This window comes from Gemmatimonadota bacterium (assembly GCA_041390105.1).
GTDB lineage: Bacteria > Gemmatimonadota > Gemmatimonadetes > Longimicrobiales > Gaopeijiaceae > JAGQIF01.
In genome coordinates this window covers 674,235-690,314 of sequence record JAWKQO010000002.1, presented here as the reverse complement: position 1 = coordinate 690,314, position 16,080 = coordinate 674,235, and the positions used below count along the sequence as shown (strand labels likewise).

Here is a 16,080-nt window from a genome sequence, read left to right as displayed (position 1 = left end):
CGGTCACGAAGCTGAAACGGCCCGCGACCCAACCGCGGCCCTCTCGAGCGGGCTCAGGAGACAGGGACCTCCGGCTTCCAGCGCGCCGCCAGGGCCCGGTCCTTGCTAGAAACGCCCTCCGCCCCGTTTTCCAGCGAGCGCGGCCTTCCGGACCCTCGGCTCCATGGCGGATTCCAACCTCCACCGCAATCTGCGACCGGCCCTGCTGGGCCTGGTCGCCTTCTACCTCTACCTCGCGGGGGAGGGGTTGCTGGTCTGGTCGTCCGCCAGTCGCATCCCTCCGGTGCTGTCCGCACTCGGAGCGGCGCTTCTCCTACTGGGCATGGCGCGTTCCCTCGGGACCCCCCTGGGCCGGCGGCTCGGGAGCCACCGCACTGCGTTCCTGGCCGGCGTGGTGGTCATGGCGCATACACTGCTGTGGATGCTCCGCGACCCATTGGCGTCACCCGGGCCCCGGCTATCGGTCGTGCTCCTGGGTGGCAGCATGGTCCTCCTGTCCGCACGCTGGCTGGCAGCATTGAGTGGACTGGTGGTCGGCGGGCTGGTCGGCGGCGCCCTCCTGATCCCGGGAGTGGGGCTGGAAGACAACGCGATGCTCAGCCTTCTCGCGGCGACCGTCACAGCATTCATCGTCCAGCGATTCCATGTCCGCAGCGTACGGCGACTCACGGACCTCCGTAGGGCGGCCGAGGAGGAGCGGCAGGCCCGGGAGGAGAGCGACGAACGGTATCGCTTGGCCGCCGAGGGCTCGTCCGATGGGCTCTACGACTGGAACCTGCGGACCCAATCGGTCTTCTTCTCCAACCGCTGGCAGAGTCTGCTGGGCGAAGGCCAGCCCCTCGACTCCGACCCGGCGGAGTGGCTGGGCCGCATCCACCCGGACGACGCCTCCCGGGTCCGTGAGAGCCTCGAGCGACACTGGTCCGGCGCCACCGCGCAATTCGAAGAGGAGCATCGCCTGCGACAGGCCGACGGGGAGTACCGCTGGGTCCTCGCCAGGGGCGTGTCGCAACGCGCGCCGGACGGCACCGCCATCCGCATGGCAGGCTCGCTCACCGACCTCTCCACACGCGGCCTGTTCGACCCGCTCACGGGCCTCCCCAACCGCCGGCTACTCATCGAGCGTCTGGAGCGCGCCCTCGCTGCCCGCGGCCGCGACGACAGTGACTTCTCTGTGCTGTTCGTCGATCTCGACCGCTTCAAGCTCGTGAACGACAGCCTCGGCCACTCGGCCGGAGACGCGCTCCTGATCGAGGCCGCCGCCCGCATCCAGAGTTGCGTGCGCGCCACCGACACGGTCGCGCGACTCGGTGGCGACGAGTTCGTGATCGTCCTCGAGCGCGTGGATGTACCCGAAGGCGTACTCGTCACCATCGAACGCATCCAGAGCAAACTCTCCGTACCCATGAAGGTGGATGCACGCGAGCTCCACCTCGGGGCGAGTATCGGTGCCGTCATGGATACCCGGGGCTACGACGACGCGCTGGACGTCCTGCGAGACGCGGACACTGCCATGTACGAAGCCAAGCAGCGGGGTCAGCCCTGGGCGGTCTTCGACGTGGCGATGCGCGAGCGGCTTTCGGAACGCCTGAGTCTGGAGGGGGAGCTCCACCTGGCCCTGCGCTGCGAGCAGTTCGTCGTGCACTATCAGCCCATCGTGGACGTGGACTCCGAAGAGATCACCGGATACGAGGCCCTGGTCCGCTGGGACCACCCCGAGCGCGGTCTGGTCGGACCCAACCACTTCATCGAAGTCATGGAGGAAACCGGCCTCATCGTGGAGCTGGGCGAGTGGGTTCTCCGCAGCGCCTGCGTGGAGATCATGACCGCGTTCCCCGCTGGAGGATCCGACCCGGCTCCCTCCGTCAGCGTCAATGTGTCCCGCATCCAACTGCGGCCCACGTTCGCCGAGGAAGTCGCCGCCATCCTTCAGGAGGTGGGCTTCGATCCGCGCCGTCTCAAGCTGGAGATCACGGAGACCGCCATCCTGCAGCAGCCTGAGCTGGCTGCCGATACCCTGCGGTCACTCCGGACCCTGGGTGTCCAGATCATGATGGACGACTTCGGCACCGGTCACTCCTCCCTGGGAGTGCTGCAGGTGCTCCCCATCGATCAGCTGAAGATCGACCGCTCGTTCGTTCAACGAATCAGCGAGGATCCCCAGGCGGCCGAGCTGGTCCGCGCCATCATCGCCATGGGTCGGGGTCTGGGACTACAGGTCGTGGCCGAAGGAGTAGAAACGCAAGCGCAGCTCGAGTCGCTCCGCAGCTTCGAGTGCGATCTGGGCCAAGGCTTTCTGTTCGCTCGGCCGGCAGGCCTGCGCGACGTCGGCCGCGCCCTGGCTTCGTAGACGTCCCCTCGACCCGATCGCATACGTCCGGAGCGGCCCGAGCTACCCGGGCAGCCGGCGCGCCAGCAGATGGATCCGGAAGGTGACCTCGTTCTTGACCTTCACGGTGCCTGCAGCCGCCGTGGGTGGCTCGATGCCGAAATCGCGCAGTCGGATCTCGAACTCGCCGGACGCCTCCAGCGTGTCTCCTTCGGCCGCGAGCACGGCGTCGAGCTCCACGGGCCGCTCCACGCCCACGAGCGCAAGCACGCCTTTGATACGAAGCCGGTCACCGTCAGCCTCGACTTCGTCGGAGGTGAACTCGATGGTGGGAAACTCCGACGGTTTCAGCACCTTCAGCTCCATGTCCCGCTGAATGGTACCGAGATCGGCTGAATCCGCGGAGGTGAGCACCCGCACGCTGGCAGCGTCGACGACCAGGCGCACCGACGCAGCGGACGGGTCGGCGGGCGAGTAGGACAGCGTCCCTTCGAAGCGCTCGGCACGGACCAGGTGGTCGTGTCCGAAGAACGAGAGGAGACCGCCCCGCTGCGTAAGGACCTCGAGTCGACTCTCGGACAGGACTTCCCAGCCCGGCACGGCCACCTGCCCCCACGCCGGCCGCGCGACCGACGCGGCGACGATGCTGTAGGTGAGGAGCAGACCAGGGATTCGCATGGCCGCTGATACCGAGTGACGCGCAGAGAGATCCACGTTTGCTCAGAAGCGAGCCCGCAGCAGCGGCACGTACAGGGCGACGGGGCCCCCTGCGCGCGCAGAGGTGCGGGACCAGGGAACGACGGTGGGCAGCCCCACGTCCCAGCGCCGCCCATTCACCTGGATCAGCGCGCCGTCGGAGTCCAGCGGCCCATCCGCGCCATTGCTCCTGTCGCGATCGCGCGTGGTGGCGACACCGATGATGAGTCCACCGATCGAGGTCGCCAACGGAATGGCCAGAGCGACCTTGTCGTCGTCCGGCTGCGTCAACAGGTCGATCCCCGCACCGCCCAGCCCTCCGATGACGCCGGCGATGCTGATCAGACGCGCCCGGTTCCGCGACAGATCCCAATGGGGTCCCAACAGCGACGTGACCAGCAGTCCCGCGTCCCCCGCCAGGAGAGTGGTGGCCAGCAGTCCGTCGTCCTCGATGCCCGCGATGTAGCCCAGCGCGAAGCCGAACCAGGTACTCCACAGCGCCCCGAAGTTGACCGTGGTGGCCAGCCCGTCCGAAATGGTCTTACGAGACAGCAGTGTACCCGCAGCAATGCCGACCAACCCGCCGGCCACGGCAGCCGCCACGACATCCGAGCCATCGTTCAGCTCCGCCACGTTGGCCCAACCCGCCCCCTGCCACGTGCCCCAGGAGCCGCCCAGCGTGATCGCCCGCGCCTGGCCGCTGCTGAGTGGTCGGGAGCGCGCCAGCGAGCGGCCGGCCAGGAAGCCCGCCGGTCCGCCGAGAAGCAGCCCCAACCCGTAGGGCTCCGGGCCATCCGCGTCGAAGATGGTGGGAATGGCCGTCCCCAACCAAAGCCCGTAGAGCGTGGTCCATACCACCAACTCGGTACGACCGGTCGACCGACGTGACACCGGTGCCGTGCTCAGGCGCTCGCGCGCGGAGAGAGCGGCCGCGGTCTCCGGATAGCGCTCCAGGAGAAACTGATAGAGGGCTTCCGCGATATCCCACCGGTCACGCGCTTCGAAGACACGGGCGGACTCGAGCAGAACCGCGGCCGAATCGGCTCGCGAGACCTGAGCACGCAGCGGACCAGCGAGCGTGAGCCCCAGCAGGAGCCCTCCCAACACCGGTCCCCACGCGCGGGGGCGAAGCAGGCGCCTCACACGGGCGGGCATCATGCGTCCCCCCCGCCGGCCATCCTCCGCCCCACGGTCCCCCCGACCACCCCGGCCACGAACTGGATCAGCAATGTTCCCAGCGCCAGGGGAACGGACTCGGTCGCGCGCAGTCCTCGGCCGGCCCCGAAGAGGTCCACGACCAACAGGACCACGAGGCTGGTCAGGGTGAGCGCAACAGCGTGCAGGATGGGTGCTTCGGACCAACGCACGCCTACGAACAGCCCCCCGGCGAAGAAGCCGAGCCCGACCGCCAGGACGAAGCCGGTCGCACCCCCGGAGCCGCCCTCCACCATCCCCATCCCCACCAGGGCCAGGAAGATGGCCGAGGTGACCGCGATGGCGACCAGCCAGCCGCCTACCACCCAACCCGGGTGGACATTTGTCAGATGTTCGGACTGCATCTCCACCCCCATCGTCCCGTGATCCATTGGGCCCGTACCCCTCAATCTCGCTGTGGGGCCAGCGGTTGCGTGGAGGGGAATGCCTCCGCCTTATGTCCGGTATGACGCCAAAGAGCAACGAGGCCATCCTGGCCGAGTGGGGGAGCCAGCCGGCCCCCCTCCTCCCTGTGCTGCACGCGCTCCACCAACGCGACGGCTACCTCTCCGAGGAGGCGCTGCGCTTCGTAGCCCGTGCCCTCAGGATCCCCATCGCAGACCTCTACGGAACGGTCACGTTCTATCACCACTTCTCTCGCGACCCCGGCGGCTTGGACCGACCGCGCGTATGCGTGGGGCCGGTCTGTCGGAGCCGCGGAGCCGCGGAGCTGGTGGCCGCGTTGCAGGGTGAGGGGAAGCGGCCCCTGGCCATCCCCTGCCCGGGTCGCTGCGACCAGCCGGTCCCGGTGCTCACCCGTGACCGGGTCCAGATTGCGCGGAACGGGGGTGCCTGGGTCCAGGAACCGACCCCTCTTCCCCCCGAGTCTCCTGCCGGGACGGGCGAGTGCGTCTTCGCGCAGATCCGCGCGCCGGGGCGCAGCACGCTGTCGGGCTATCGGGCCACGGGTGGCTTCGAGGCCTTGAGCACCACGCTGGGGCGGCGCTCTCCCGCTGAGGTGCTCGAGGTCGTGGACCGTTCCCGCCTCGCCGGGCGCGGGGGAGCCGGCTTCCCGACGGGGCGCAAATGGCGGGCGGTGGCCGAGGCGGCGGGCGCTCCCAAGAGCATCGTGTGCAACGCCGACGAAGGAGAGCCCGGCTGCTTCAAGGACCGCGTTCTGCTCGACCATGATCCCTTCGCGGTGCTCGAAGGCATGGCGCTGGCTGGATACGCGACGGGCGCCCCGCGCGGGTTCCTGTACCTGCGCTACGAGTATCCGGAGACCGAGCAGCTGCTGGCGCGGGCCATCGCCGAGGCCGAGGGAGCCGGCCTGCTCGGTGAGGACATCCTGGGCTCGGGCTTCACCTTCCGCATCCATCTGCGCCGGGGTGCGGGGGCCTACATCTGCGGGGAGGAGACCTCCCTGCTCAACTCCTTGGAAGGCAAGCATCCCTTCCCGCGGAACCGCCCTCCTTTTCCGGTTACGCACGGATTCGAGGGACTACCCACAGCGGTCAACAACGTCGAGACGCTGGCCTCGGTGCCTCCGATCCTGGTGCACGGCGCGGACTGGTACCAGGATCTCGGGTTGGGCGAACACTCCGGCACGAAGCTGATCAGCCTGTCGGGAGACGTAGCGCGCCCGGGGAACTACGAGGTCCCCATCGGACTCCCGTTGCGCACGTTGCTCCACGACTGGGCCGGAGGGCCGCTGCCCGGACGCCGTATTCAAGCGGTGACCATGGCCGGACTGTCTGGTGGCTTTCTGGGCGGCGCCGACCTCGACGAGGTCACGTTGGACGAACCGTCCATCCGGAGCCGCGGAGGCTTCCTGGGCGCCGGCGGCGTGATGGTGTTCGACGATTCCCGCGACATGGTCTCGGTTGCGCATGATGCCATGCAGTTCTTTGCCGAGGAATCCTGTGGCAAGTGCTTCCCGTGTCGCATCGGGACGCAACGCCTGCTGGAACGGCTGGCCGGTGGAGGTCCTGGCACGCTGGACGCCTGGGTGGACGAAGTAGCCGACCTCAACGAGACCATGAAGAGGACGAGCGCGTGCGGACTGGGACAAGCCGCACCGTTGATCACCGAGAGCTTGCTCAAGTATTTCCCGGACCAGGTGGCCGCCCACGTAGGTGGGGGTCACGCTTCACCCGAGAGGGGACGATGATCCAGAGCGCGAATGGACCGAGGGGCGCCACGTTCACGCTGACGCTCGACGGTGAGAAGGTCGAGTTCCAGCGAGGGGAGACCCTTCTGGAGGTGGCGGATCGACACCGCAAGGAGATTCCCACGCTCTGCTACGACCCGCGCCTCGAGCCGTTCGGCGCCTGTCGCCTGTGCGTGGTAGAGGTAGAAGGCTCCCGCAACCCCGTCGCCTCCTGCACCACCAAAGCCGAGCCCAATATGGTGGTGCGCACGCGTTCAGCGAGCCTGGAGATGCACCGGCGGGTGCTGATGGAGATGGTCGCCTCCGAGAACCGGGATCTGGAGGTCGATCCCCTCTCCGGGTATGCCTCGCAGGAGGCGTCCACGCTGCTGGATCGCTACGAGGCGCGCACCGGTCGCTTCCAGGGAGCGCGCTCCGGCCACAGCCGACCGGACGATCCCAACCCGTTCATCCTGCGCGACTACGACAACTGCATCTCCTGTTATCGCTGCGTGCGGGTCTGCGCGGAGCAGGAGGGCGACTTCGCGATTTCCGTCCAGGGCCGTGGCTTCCACACGCAGATCACCACGGAGTTCGCCGGCTGGCTCAAGGACTCGTCCTGCACGTTCTGCGGGCAGTGTGTGCAGACCTGCCCCACCGGTGCCCTGGGCGATCTCAAGGCGCTGGCGCACCGGGACGTGCCCGGGGAGACGAAGAGCACGCGTACCATCTGCCCGTATTGCGGTGTGGGCTGCTCCGTTGACCTGCAGACGCGCGGCGACGTGCTGGTGGGCGTGCTCCCCGCGATGGACGGGCCTGCCAACCGCGGTGCGCTCTGCGTGAAAGGGCAGTTCGCCTTCGATTTCGTGCAGCACCCCGATCGGCTGAAGACACCCTTCGTGCGAGACGAATCCGGCCAGCTCCGGCCCGCCACCTGGGACGAGGCGCTCGATCGGGCCGCCGCCGGCCTGGGCACGGTGGTGGCCGAGCATGGTCGCCACGCGCTCTACGGGATCGCCTCGGGCCGCGCGCCCCACGAAGCTGCCTACATGATGCAACGCTTCATGCGGGCGGGGCTCGGGACCAACAACATCGACAATTGCAGCCGTGCCTGACACGCTCCCACAGTCGCCGGTCTGGCGGCCACGATTGGGAGAGGGGCCATGTCGAACCCGCTGGTCGACATGGAGAAGCCCGATGTCATCTTCTGCATCGGCACCAACATGACCGAGTGCCACCCTGTGGCAGCGACCCGGTTGAAGCGGGCGCTGGCACGGGGGGCGAAGCTGATCGTCGCCGATCCGCGGCGGATCGGGTTGGCGGAGCTCTCGGACCTCTACCTGCCCATCCGGGTGGGGTCCGACACCGCCCTGCTGTTGGCCATGGCGCACGTGCTCGCGCGCGAGGGGCTGATCGATCGCGGCTTCGTGGAGGGGCGCACCCGCGAAGCGGAAGCATTCCTCGAACACGTGAAGGACTTCCCGCCCGAGTGGGCAGCCCCCATCTGCGAGGTTCCGGCCGCCGACATCGAGAAGGCCGCGCTCTGGTACGGGGGAGCGGACCGCGGCGCCATCTACTACACACTGGGTATCACCGAGCACGTCTGTGGCGTCGAGAACGTCCAGAGTCTCTGCAACCTGGCACTGATGACCGGTCACATCGGGCGTGAAGGAACCGGCGTGAATCCGATGCGGGGCCAGAACAACATCCAGGGTGCCGGCGATTGCGGGGCGCTCCCCAACAACTACCCCGGATTCCAGTCCGTCACCGACCCGGCCCATCAGGCGAAGTTCGAGAACGTCTACGGCCGCGCGACGGATCTCGAGAAGGGCATGACCAAGGTCACTGCGCTGGAGTTGGCGGGGGATCGCATCCGAGCCATGCTGATCGACGGCGAGAACACCGTCGTCTCCGACCCCGACCGGCAGCACTGCGAGCACGCGCTCGAGAGCCTCGACTTCCTGGTGGTCATCGACATCTTCATGACGGAGACCGCAGAGCTGGCCGACGTGGTGTTTCCTGCTACCGGGTGGGCCGAGACCGACGGCGTTTGCACGAACACGGAGCGCCGCGTGCAGCGCTTGCGCGCAGCGGTGCCACCCCCGGGCGAGGCCCGTCCCGATTGGTGGATCATCGACCAGCTTGCGCAACGCATGGGCTTCCAGGGCTTCGGCTTTGAATCCGCCAAGGAGGTCTTCAACGAGCTCTGCGCGCTTTCCCCGATCTACGCGGGCCTCGACTGGGACAGGATCGAGCACGGGGAATACCAGTGGCCCGTGCCGGAGAAGGGGCACCCGGGCACGCCTCGGCTACACGAGGACTCGTTCCCCATCGAGGGAGGTCGTGGGATCTTCAAGGTGGTGGGCTACCGCGACCCGGCCGAGACCATCTCCGCGGATTACCCGGTGTGGCTGACGACGGGCCGACGGCTCGCCTCCTACCATACGCGCACGCAGACCGGCCGCGCCCGCGGGATCGACTACCTTCTGCCCGAAGAGGTGCTGGAGGTCCACCCGGACGACGTGCGCGACTGGGGACTCGAGGACGGCGGTTGGGCCGAGCTGACCAGCCCCCGCGGCTGCGTCAACATCAAGGTGAAGGCCACCAACCGCTCCCCCCGGGGCACGGTTTTCGCTTCCTTCAGCTTCAATGACGTCCCGGTCAACAACCTGACCGGAGGCGGATACGACCCCGTCACCCACACCGCGGAGCTGAAGGTCTGTCCGGTACGGGTCACGCCGGCCTAGCCGGCCGCTGCCCGGGTTCGAGCCGGGCAGCGGACCGCATCCCCACATGAGCGCCATCCTCGGGGTGTACCACCCGGACGGCCGCACGGCCGATCCGTCCGACCTGGAGCGCATGGCCGACGTGTTGGCGCATCGCGGGCCGGACGGTCGTGCGCTCTGGCACGAGGGGTCGGTGGGATTGGGTCATCTGTTGCTGCGGACGACCGCCGAGTCGACGAACGAGCGCCAGCCGCTCTCCTCCGAAGCCGGAGCGGTAGTCCTGACCGCGGACCTGCGCCTGGACAACCGCGAGTCGCTGGCCGCCGAGTTGGGACTGGGAGCGTCCCCCAGCGAGACCCTGCCGGACGCCAGGCTGTTGCTCGCAGCCTATCAGCGCTGGGGGGAGGACTGCCCGCACCGCCTGCTGGGGGACTTCGCGTTCGTGGTGTGGGACCGCGAGCAGGGCCGTTTGTTCGCAGCGCGCGACCCGATGGGCGTCAAGCCCCTCTTCTGGACGTGGGACCCGGGCTGGGGCTTCGCCTTTGCGACGGCGATCCCCGCTCTCTGCGCGCTTCCACGCGTCGGGCGTGCGCTGGACGGCGCGGGCGTGGCACTACACCTCACCCTGCCCGTCGTCGACGACCCTGCTTCCACGCTGCTGCAGGCCGTTCGCGCGCTCCCTGCGGGACATGCGTTGGAGGTCGCGCGGCAGGGACCGGTCACGCGCGCATGGTGGTCGCTGGACCCCACTGTGCAGCACGCGCCGGCGTCCGACCAGGAATACGCTACGGCGTTCGCCACCCTCTTCGAAGACGCGGTACGCGTTCGCCTGCGCACGCACCGCCCCGTGGCGGCCATGCTCAGCGGCGGGCTGGACTCCTCGTCGATCGTCTCGGTGGCCAGCCGGCTGCGCGGACCTCAGGGGGAGCGGCTCATCACGCTGTCCGCCGTCTATGACGAAGTGCAGGCTTCGGACGAGCGTCCGTTCATCGAGGCGGTGCTCGACCGCTGGCCCGCCGAGGCCTCTTTCCTCCGGGCGGACCGAATGAGCCCCCTCGCGGATGGCGGCCAGGCGATGGCGCTGTTCGGGCAACCCAATCCGGGCCCCAATCTCTACTTGAGTTGGGGACTCTACCCGCACGCGCACGCGCGCGGAGCCCGTGTCCTGCTGGACGGCTTCGACGGCGACACCGTAGTCTCGCACGGACTCGGTGCCTTCGCGGAGTACGCACGGCACTGGAGATTGGTGCGCCTCTTCAGGGAGCTGCGCGCCTGGGGTGAGCGAAACGATCGCTCCTGGCACTCGACGCTGCGCGAGCTGCTGCTGTATCAGACCCTGGGCACGCCGCTGGAGGCTGCCGGGGTCGCTCGACTCTACCGGTGGGCGCGGAGGCGGGGCCGTCCGCCTCGGCCGCTCCCCCTCTCGCGCGACCCCGACTACGCCAGCATGCTCGCGCCGGCCTTCGCGGAGTGCCTCGAGCCGTACCGCGCCCCCCTCCGCGTCCCCGTGCGTTCCGAGCGGGACCACCACTTCCGCCTGCTCGTTCGACCCGTGCTACCGCGCACGCTCGAGCTCCTGGATGCAGTGGACGGCGCCTTTCAGCTGGAGCCACGCTATCCGTACATGGACCGACGGCTGGTGGAGTTCTGCCTTTCGCTCCCTGCGGATCAGAAGGTGCGGGACGGCTGGACACGCTCCATCACGCGGAGAGCGCTCCAGGGTGTCTTGCCAGACGCTGTCGCGCAGCGCGTGGGCAAGGCCGATCTGGCCCACGGGTTCCTTCATTCCTTGCGGGCCTTCGAGATGCCCACACTGGAACGGTTCGTGGGTGCCGATCTGGGAGGGATCTCCCGCTACGTGCAGCGAGAGTGGATCCGGCGGGTCTACGACGACTGGCTGGCGGGTCGCGCGTCGTACAACGACATGGTGCGCTTTTGGCGCGTGCTCACCCTTGCGCTCTGGCTGGAGGCACGTGAGTGAAGCGGCTGGACGCACGAAGGGCCCGGCTCCCCCCGACAGGTGCCAGGCCCTTCAACCTGCGCTGACCCTCGCCTCGGGAGACGGGGATCAGTTCTGCCCTCGCTTAGCTGCGGGTCGGGCAGGCCGTCGCATCACCGACGGGGTGGTCGCTGCACGCGCCACCACCAGCCTTGGTGAGGTCACGGATGGTCCCGAACTGCGTCAGTTTCGGGGCCTGGTACGATTGGATTGCCTTCATGGATACCTCCTGCAGGGGGTCAATCCAGCCATGACGCTAGAGGCACCTGGCATGCCGGTCAAGACCGTTGGCGCCAATTCTGGATAAACATCTGAAGTACCTAAAAAACCTGGCGTTTTGGTGTCGCTGGGACGCGCCGTTTTTGCAGGAATCCAACAACTCCTGCGGCGTAGCTGCGGCACCCCAAAAGACGTGCCAGTTCCGGGTGTCGACTACCGGTCGGTCGCCCGGCTCAGCGCCCGCTCGCGGAACTCCTCGAACCAGCTCCACGCCTCCTCCGCCGAGGTCGAATCCTCGCTCCCCGGCAGGAGTCGGAAGCGGACGAAGTCCACCAGGCCCAGGTGGCGCTCCGGGGGAAGATCGTCCAGGCGGACCAAACCCATCTGCCATTCGCCGAACATGCGCGAGCGCGCCGCCGCCCGGAACAACACGGTGACGTCCCGATGGCGCGGGTCGACGCGGATCCGTTGGAACGTGGCTTCCACCTCGTCCTGGGGACCCTCCAACAGTTGGAGGAAACGCCCTTCATCGTACACGAGGAGTCCGGTGACCGCGTTGACCTGATTCCGCACCCGGATGGGTCGTACCAAGGCCAGCAGGTCGTCCCGGCCGAAGGGCACGGTAGCGGTGCTGACATAGACGAGCCGAAGAAGGCCCTCGGCGTCGGTTTGGAGATCCTGCATCGTCCCTCCGCTCACCTCCCCTCACTGCGAGTGTCGGCCACTGCCCCCCTGAGGATCCACTCGACCGCCACCTTCGATCTCCTCAGCGGCGACCGCCTCGGATCCGGTCTCGTTGCTCCCCCGCCATTTCCACCAGCCGGCGAAGCTCGCGAATCGGCTCGGGCGAATCATCCACCTGCAGACGGAGGACGACGTCGTTGTTGAGCCATACCCCGCCGTCCTCCTCCACGATGAGCATGGCAGCCGACTGCATGCCCCGGCGGTCGCCCCCGGCGACCTGACCCGCCTCCAGGGCGGCGAGCAAACGGAAGGAGAGGTGCCCCTCGGTCTGCTCGAAGGCGCGCACCATCTCGTCCACCACCGCCGGTCCAGCCAGGATGTTGCCCTGCGCCGAGCAGAAGTGCCCGATGCGGTGGCCGGCCCACTCGCTGGCCTTCGGACCGGTGTAGGTGGCCACCTCTCCCCGGGCGTTCATCACCGAGAACTGGCGGCCCTCCTTGGTCCAATCCCCGGGTCTGGGATCCGGATCTCGCTCCCAGATCGTGCGCACCACCTCCTCGGGAGCCATTCCCTGGCGCAGCAGCTCCAGCGCCTGGGGACCGTAGGAGACGTCCACGATCGCCTGGGTCGCAACCACTCCGACCCCGGCCTCTCCCCAGATCACACCGTTCCCTACGGAAAAGACCCGAGACTGGACCGCGACTCCCACCTCTCCGGTTTCCGGGTCGAATCCGACGATCGAAAAGGTGGCGACCGGTGGCCAGGGAAGCGATTCACTCTGAGCGGCGAGCGGGCCGGCGACGCCGACGGTGGCGGCCATCAGGATCAACGAGAGGGAGGCTGGGCGCATGATGGCCTCGTTGGTTTGGTGGAATTGGGGCGTCGTGGGACGCGCGTGTCACCGCTCAAACCTACGCACCGCGGTTCCGGCCCGCCTCCCCATTCGCGTTGACACCCGAGCGAACGCCGATCCATACTCGCGGAATGCTTCCCCTGGATCCTGTTCCCCTCGAAGAGATCGAGGCCGCGCGCCGGCGCATTGCCGGGTCCGCGGTGCGCACACCGTTGGTGCGGCTCGACGTGGACGGGCCTGCCGAGGTCTGGCTCAAGCTCGAGAACCTCCAGCCCATCGGGTCGTTCAAGCTCCGGGGGGCCAGCAATGCCCTCGCGCAGGCCGATCCGTCCCGCTTGGGTCGGGGCGTCTACACTGCCTCTGCAGGGAACATGGCCCAGGGGGTCGCCTGGAATGCCCGTAGACTCGGGGTGCCCTGTAGTGTGGTGGTCCCCGAGGGCGCGCCCCGCACCAAGCTCGACGCGATCGCCCGCCTGGGCGCTCGCTCGGTCCCCAAGCCGTTCGCGGAGTGGTGGAACGTCCTGGTCGAGCACGGCCATCCGGAGATGGAGGGGTTCTTCGTCCACCCGGTCAGCGACCCCGCGGTCCTCGCCGGCAACGCGACCATCGGCCTGGAGATCGTCGAGGACCTCCCGGACGTGGATGCCGTGGTGGTCGCGTACGGTGGGGGCGCGCTCAGCTGCGGGATCGCCTGCGCCGTCGAGGCGCTCAAGCCCGGCACGCCCGTCTACGCGGCAGAAGTGGATACGGCCGCACCCTTCGCAGCTTCGCTGGAAGCCGGCTCGCCTCAGAGCATCGAGTGGGTGCGGAGCTTCGTGGACGGAATCGGATCACGGGGGGTGCTCCCCGAGATGTGGCCGCTTGCCAACAAGGTCCTGGCCGGCTCCATCGTCTCTTCTCTCGCAGACGTCGCCCGTGCGGTTCGGCTTTTGGTCGAGCGCAGTCGTGTCGTGGCGGAGGGTGCCGGTGCCGCCGCAGTGGCCGGCGCTTTGTCGGGGCGCGCGGGCACGGGCAAAGTGGTTGCTGTCGTCTCCGGGGGGAACATCGATCTGAGTACGCTGGCACGGATCCTGGCCGGCGCGGACAGCTGAGCCGATCGGATGCCTCCTCTGCCACGCTACCCCGAGATCTGATCCGCCCCCGTCTTCCACAGCACCCTGCGCGCTCGCGCCACCCAAGCGGGGTCGCTCACCGTCAGGAGTGTCACCGTCGTCAGCTCGGCACGCCCGTCGGACGCGTCCTCCTCTTCGCCCCAGAACCCGAGACCGAGAACGAATCCCACGATCAATCCCAGGCCCCCCCCACCGATGATTCCGCGAGCCAGAGCGGCGAACCACACCGTCCCCAGCAGGCCCGGATTGGCAACCGGGATCCATCCCAACGATACCGACAGGCCGACGATGCCCCCGAGGGCTCCGCCGACCGCAGCTCCCAATAGCGCGAAGTTCGGTGCTCCCGTGGCATTGGCCAGGGATGTCGGGGGTGTGAGGTCGAACCGGGCGGTCTCCACCGCGACCCGTTCCCGGGGGACTCCGGCCGCCTCCAATGCGCCCAGGGCGGCGTCGGCGCGCAGAGGATCCCGGTAGGTGGCCGTGACGACGTTGGGCACGATCTCGCGTGACGCGGTTGACGACGAAGGGGCGCCCGCATCAGGTACAGCGCCGGGGGGCCCCTCGCAACCGCGCCCCCCGGCACGTCCCGCCGACAATCGTCAGAACCGCACTCCCAGCCCCACGCTGAAGAGCCAGGGATCCACGCCGACTGCCGATACCGCGTCTCCACCCGCCAGGACATCCGAGCCGATGGCCACCTTCTTCACATCCAGGTTCAGGAAGCGGCCCTCCATGATCCGGATGTCGGCGCCGACCTGGGCGGCCCACCCCAGCGAGCTGTCTTCCAGGTCCAGGGCACCCACGCCGGGCACATTCAACTCCACCGACGAAAGAAGCGTGAGGTTCACACCCGCGCCGAGGTAGGGGCGAACCACACCGTCCGGCATGAGGTGGTACTGGAGCAGCAGCGTGGGGGGCAGATGCTTGAACGTGCCGATGTTGGTGCCGCTCAACTCCACGTCATGCTGTTGTGGATAGGTGAGGACCAACTCGGCGGCGATGTTCGCATTGAAGAAGCGGACGATGTCCAACTCGGGAAACACCTTGGTGCTGACCGTGATCGCGTCCGCGGGAACGTTCAGGGACGGGATGGCGTCGGACTGATCGGCAGGCAGCAGATAGAGGCCTCGCACACGGATCATCCACGGGCCATCCCCGCTCTGCGCCGCGGCCGGCATCGCTGCTGCCGTGAGCAGTCCCAGGATGGAGAACAACCGAAGCAAGCGCATGCCATGACTCCGAATCGAAGTGTGGAACTTCCCTTCGACCATGAGTAGCACGATGCGGATGCGGCGTTCTGTCAGGAATAGAACGATCGGTGTGAGGGATGTCTCCCCCATGGCGGCGCAAACGCAGATCGTATGGACTTGAATCGTTCGAATCTCGGACACGTGCATGCGACGCCGAGACGCCATGCACCTCTCCGCTAGGTCCCGCCCTCGTCCTTGAATTGGAACTGGAGCCCGAGGCTCAGCTTGAATCCGCTCAGCTCCAGGGACCGCGGAAAGGCAGAGGGTAGGCGCTCCGTGGACGCGGGCAACGTCCAGTCCAGCGACGTGAAGGTCCGCCAGGAATAGCGGACCTCCGAGATCAGGTAGGCCGGCCCCAGCCCGTAGCCCAATCCACCGACCAGCCCCCAGTCAAAGGTCTGGGCGGCGAGAGGATAGACCACGCCGTCTTCGTCGTACGCCTGCGCGTTCCAGAGGTCGGAAAGGCCGAAGGAAAGCCCCACGTAGGGGGACCACGGGTCCAGATTGCGCGAGATGTAGGCGGCCAGCGTGGGGAAGTTGCGGGTGGAGCCCCGCAGATCCAGCTCGGGGCGCGAGGAACGAAACCCACGCCAGTACGAGGCCGAGAAGCCGAGCTCCACCCCGTAGTCGTCACCGAAGTCGGCAAGGTCGATGAGGACTTCCGCGGACGCGCCGCAGACCGCCCCCAACGGGCAGCTGTCATCCGACTCCAGGCCCGCGCCTTGAAGCTGTCCGAACTGGAAGGCGATGGCCACGCCGCGAGCCTTCTCGAAGAACGCGGATATGAAGCCGAGGTCCTGCGCCCCCGCCGGATGGGCACTCAACGCCGGGGCCAGGGCACACCAGAGGAGAGTGCGCATCCAGGCGGT

The 16,080-nt window shown here is 68.1% G+C and carries 13 protein-coding genes; 5 read left to right on the top strand and 8 right to left on the bottom strand.

Annotated features, from left to right (window positions below; genetic code table 11):
• The first annotated feature begins 163 nt into the window (after positions 1 to 163).
• A complete protein-coding gene (locus tag R3E10_12205; protein ID MEZ4416500.1) occupies positions 164 to 2,350 on the top strand; it encodes an EAL domain-containing protein in 2,187 nt (728 codons plus the stop codon).
• Positions 2,351 to 2,392: 42 nt separating this feature from the next.
• Here the strand turns inward: R3E10_12205 and R3E10_12200 are convergent, their stop codons facing one another.
• Genes R3E10_12200 through R3E10_12190 form a run of 3 tightly spaced genes read right to left on the bottom strand, consistent with a single transcriptional unit; the run spans position 2,393 to position 4,584 of the window.
• A complete protein-coding gene (locus R3E10_12200) occupies positions 2,393 to 3,007 on the bottom strand; it encodes a YceI family protein (protein MEZ4416499.1) in 615 nt (204 codons plus the stop codon).
• Positions 3,008 to 3,049: 42 nt separating this feature from the next.
• Positions 3,050 to 4,183 carry a hypothetical protein gene (locus tag R3E10_12195; protein ID MEZ4416498.1) on the bottom strand — a complete coding sequence of 378 codons (1,134 nt, stop codon included), beginning with the start codon at positions 4,181 to 4,183 and terminating at the stop codon, positions 3,050 to 3,052.
• Positions 4,180 to 4,584: a hypothetical protein gene (locus R3E10_12190; protein MEZ4416497.1), complete on the bottom strand. Its 405-nt coding sequence runs from the start codon at positions 4,582 to 4,584 to the stop codon at positions 4,180 to 4,182. Before R3E10_12190 ends, R3E10_12195 begins: the two co-directional genes overlap by 4 nt.
• A 101-nt stretch (positions 4,585 to 4,685) precedes the next feature.
• Between R3E10_12190 and R3E10_12185 the strand changes: the two genes are divergently transcribed.
• From R3E10_12185 to R3E10_12175, 3 genes are read left to right on the top strand one after another with little or no spacing between them, the layout of a single operon-like run.
• Complete coding sequence (locus tag R3E10_12185) at positions 4,686 to 6,389, top strand: NADH-ubiquinone oxidoreductase-F iron-sulfur binding region domain-containing protein (protein ID MEZ4416496.1); 1,704 nt, start codon at positions 4,686 to 4,688, stop codon at positions 6,387 to 6,389.
• Positions 6,386 to 9,115, top strand: a complete 2,730-nt coding sequence (gene fdhF, locus R3E10_12180) for a formate dehydrogenase subunit alpha (protein ID MEZ4416495.1) — start codon at positions 6,386 to 6,388, stop codon at positions 9,113 to 9,115. The genes R3E10_12185 and fdhF overlap by 4 nt, the downstream gene beginning before the upstream one ends.
• Before the next feature lie 46 nt (positions 9,116 to 9,161).
• Complete coding sequence (locus tag R3E10_12175; protein MEZ4416494.1) at positions 9,162 to 11,075, top strand: asparagine synthase-related protein; 1,914 nt, start codon at positions 9,162 to 9,164, stop codon at positions 11,073 to 11,075.
• A 450-nt stretch (positions 11,076 to 11,525) separates the two neighbouring features.
• Here the strand turns inward: R3E10_12175 and R3E10_12170 are convergent, their stop codons facing one another.
• Both R3E10_12170 and R3E10_12165 read right to left on the bottom strand, forming a co-directional pair.
• The gene (locus R3E10_12170; protein MEZ4416493.1) at positions 11,526 to 11,996 is read right to left on the bottom strand and encodes a BLUF domain-containing protein; all 471 of its coding nucleotides are present in this window, start codon (positions 11,994 to 11,996) and stop codon (positions 11,526 to 11,528) included.
• Between the two features lie 82 nt (positions 11,997 to 12,078).
• The gene (locus R3E10_12165) at positions 12,079 to 12,846 is read right to left on the bottom strand and encodes a DUF1028 domain-containing protein (protein MEZ4416492.1); all 768 of its coding nucleotides are present in this window, start codon (positions 12,844 to 12,846) and stop codon (positions 12,079 to 12,081) included.
• 134 nt (positions 12,847 to 12,980) lie between these two features.
• Between R3E10_12165 and R3E10_12160 the strand changes: the two genes are divergently transcribed.
• Positions 12,981 to 13,940, top strand: a complete 960-nt coding sequence (locus tag R3E10_12160) for a pyridoxal-phosphate dependent enzyme (GenBank protein MEZ4416491.1) — start codon at positions 12,981 to 12,983, stop codon at positions 13,938 to 13,940.
• Between the two features lie 26 nt (positions 13,941 to 13,966).
• On the opposite strand, the gene R3E10_12155 is transcribed toward R3E10_12160, so the two are convergent.
• The 3 genes from R3E10_12155 to R3E10_12145 form a co-directional block, all read right to left on the bottom strand.
• Entirely contained in the window at positions 13,967 to 14,458 is a 492-nt protein-coding gene (locus tag R3E10_12155) for a hypothetical protein (protein ID MEZ4416490.1), read from the bottom strand.
• Positions 14,459 to 14,560: 102 nt separating this feature from the next.
• Complete coding sequence (locus R3E10_12150) at positions 14,561 to 15,376, bottom strand: OmpW family outer membrane protein (GenBank protein ID MEZ4416489.1); 816 nt, start codon at positions 15,374 to 15,376, stop codon at positions 14,561 to 14,563.
• Positions 15,377 to 15,387: 11 nt separating this feature from the next.
• Positions 15,388 to 16,071 carry a hypothetical protein gene (locus R3E10_12145; protein ID MEZ4416488.1) on the bottom strand — a complete coding sequence of 228 codons (684 nt, stop codon included), beginning with the start codon at positions 16,069 to 16,071 and terminating at the stop codon, positions 15,388 to 15,390.
• Positions 16,072 to 16,080 lie beyond the last annotated feature (9 nt).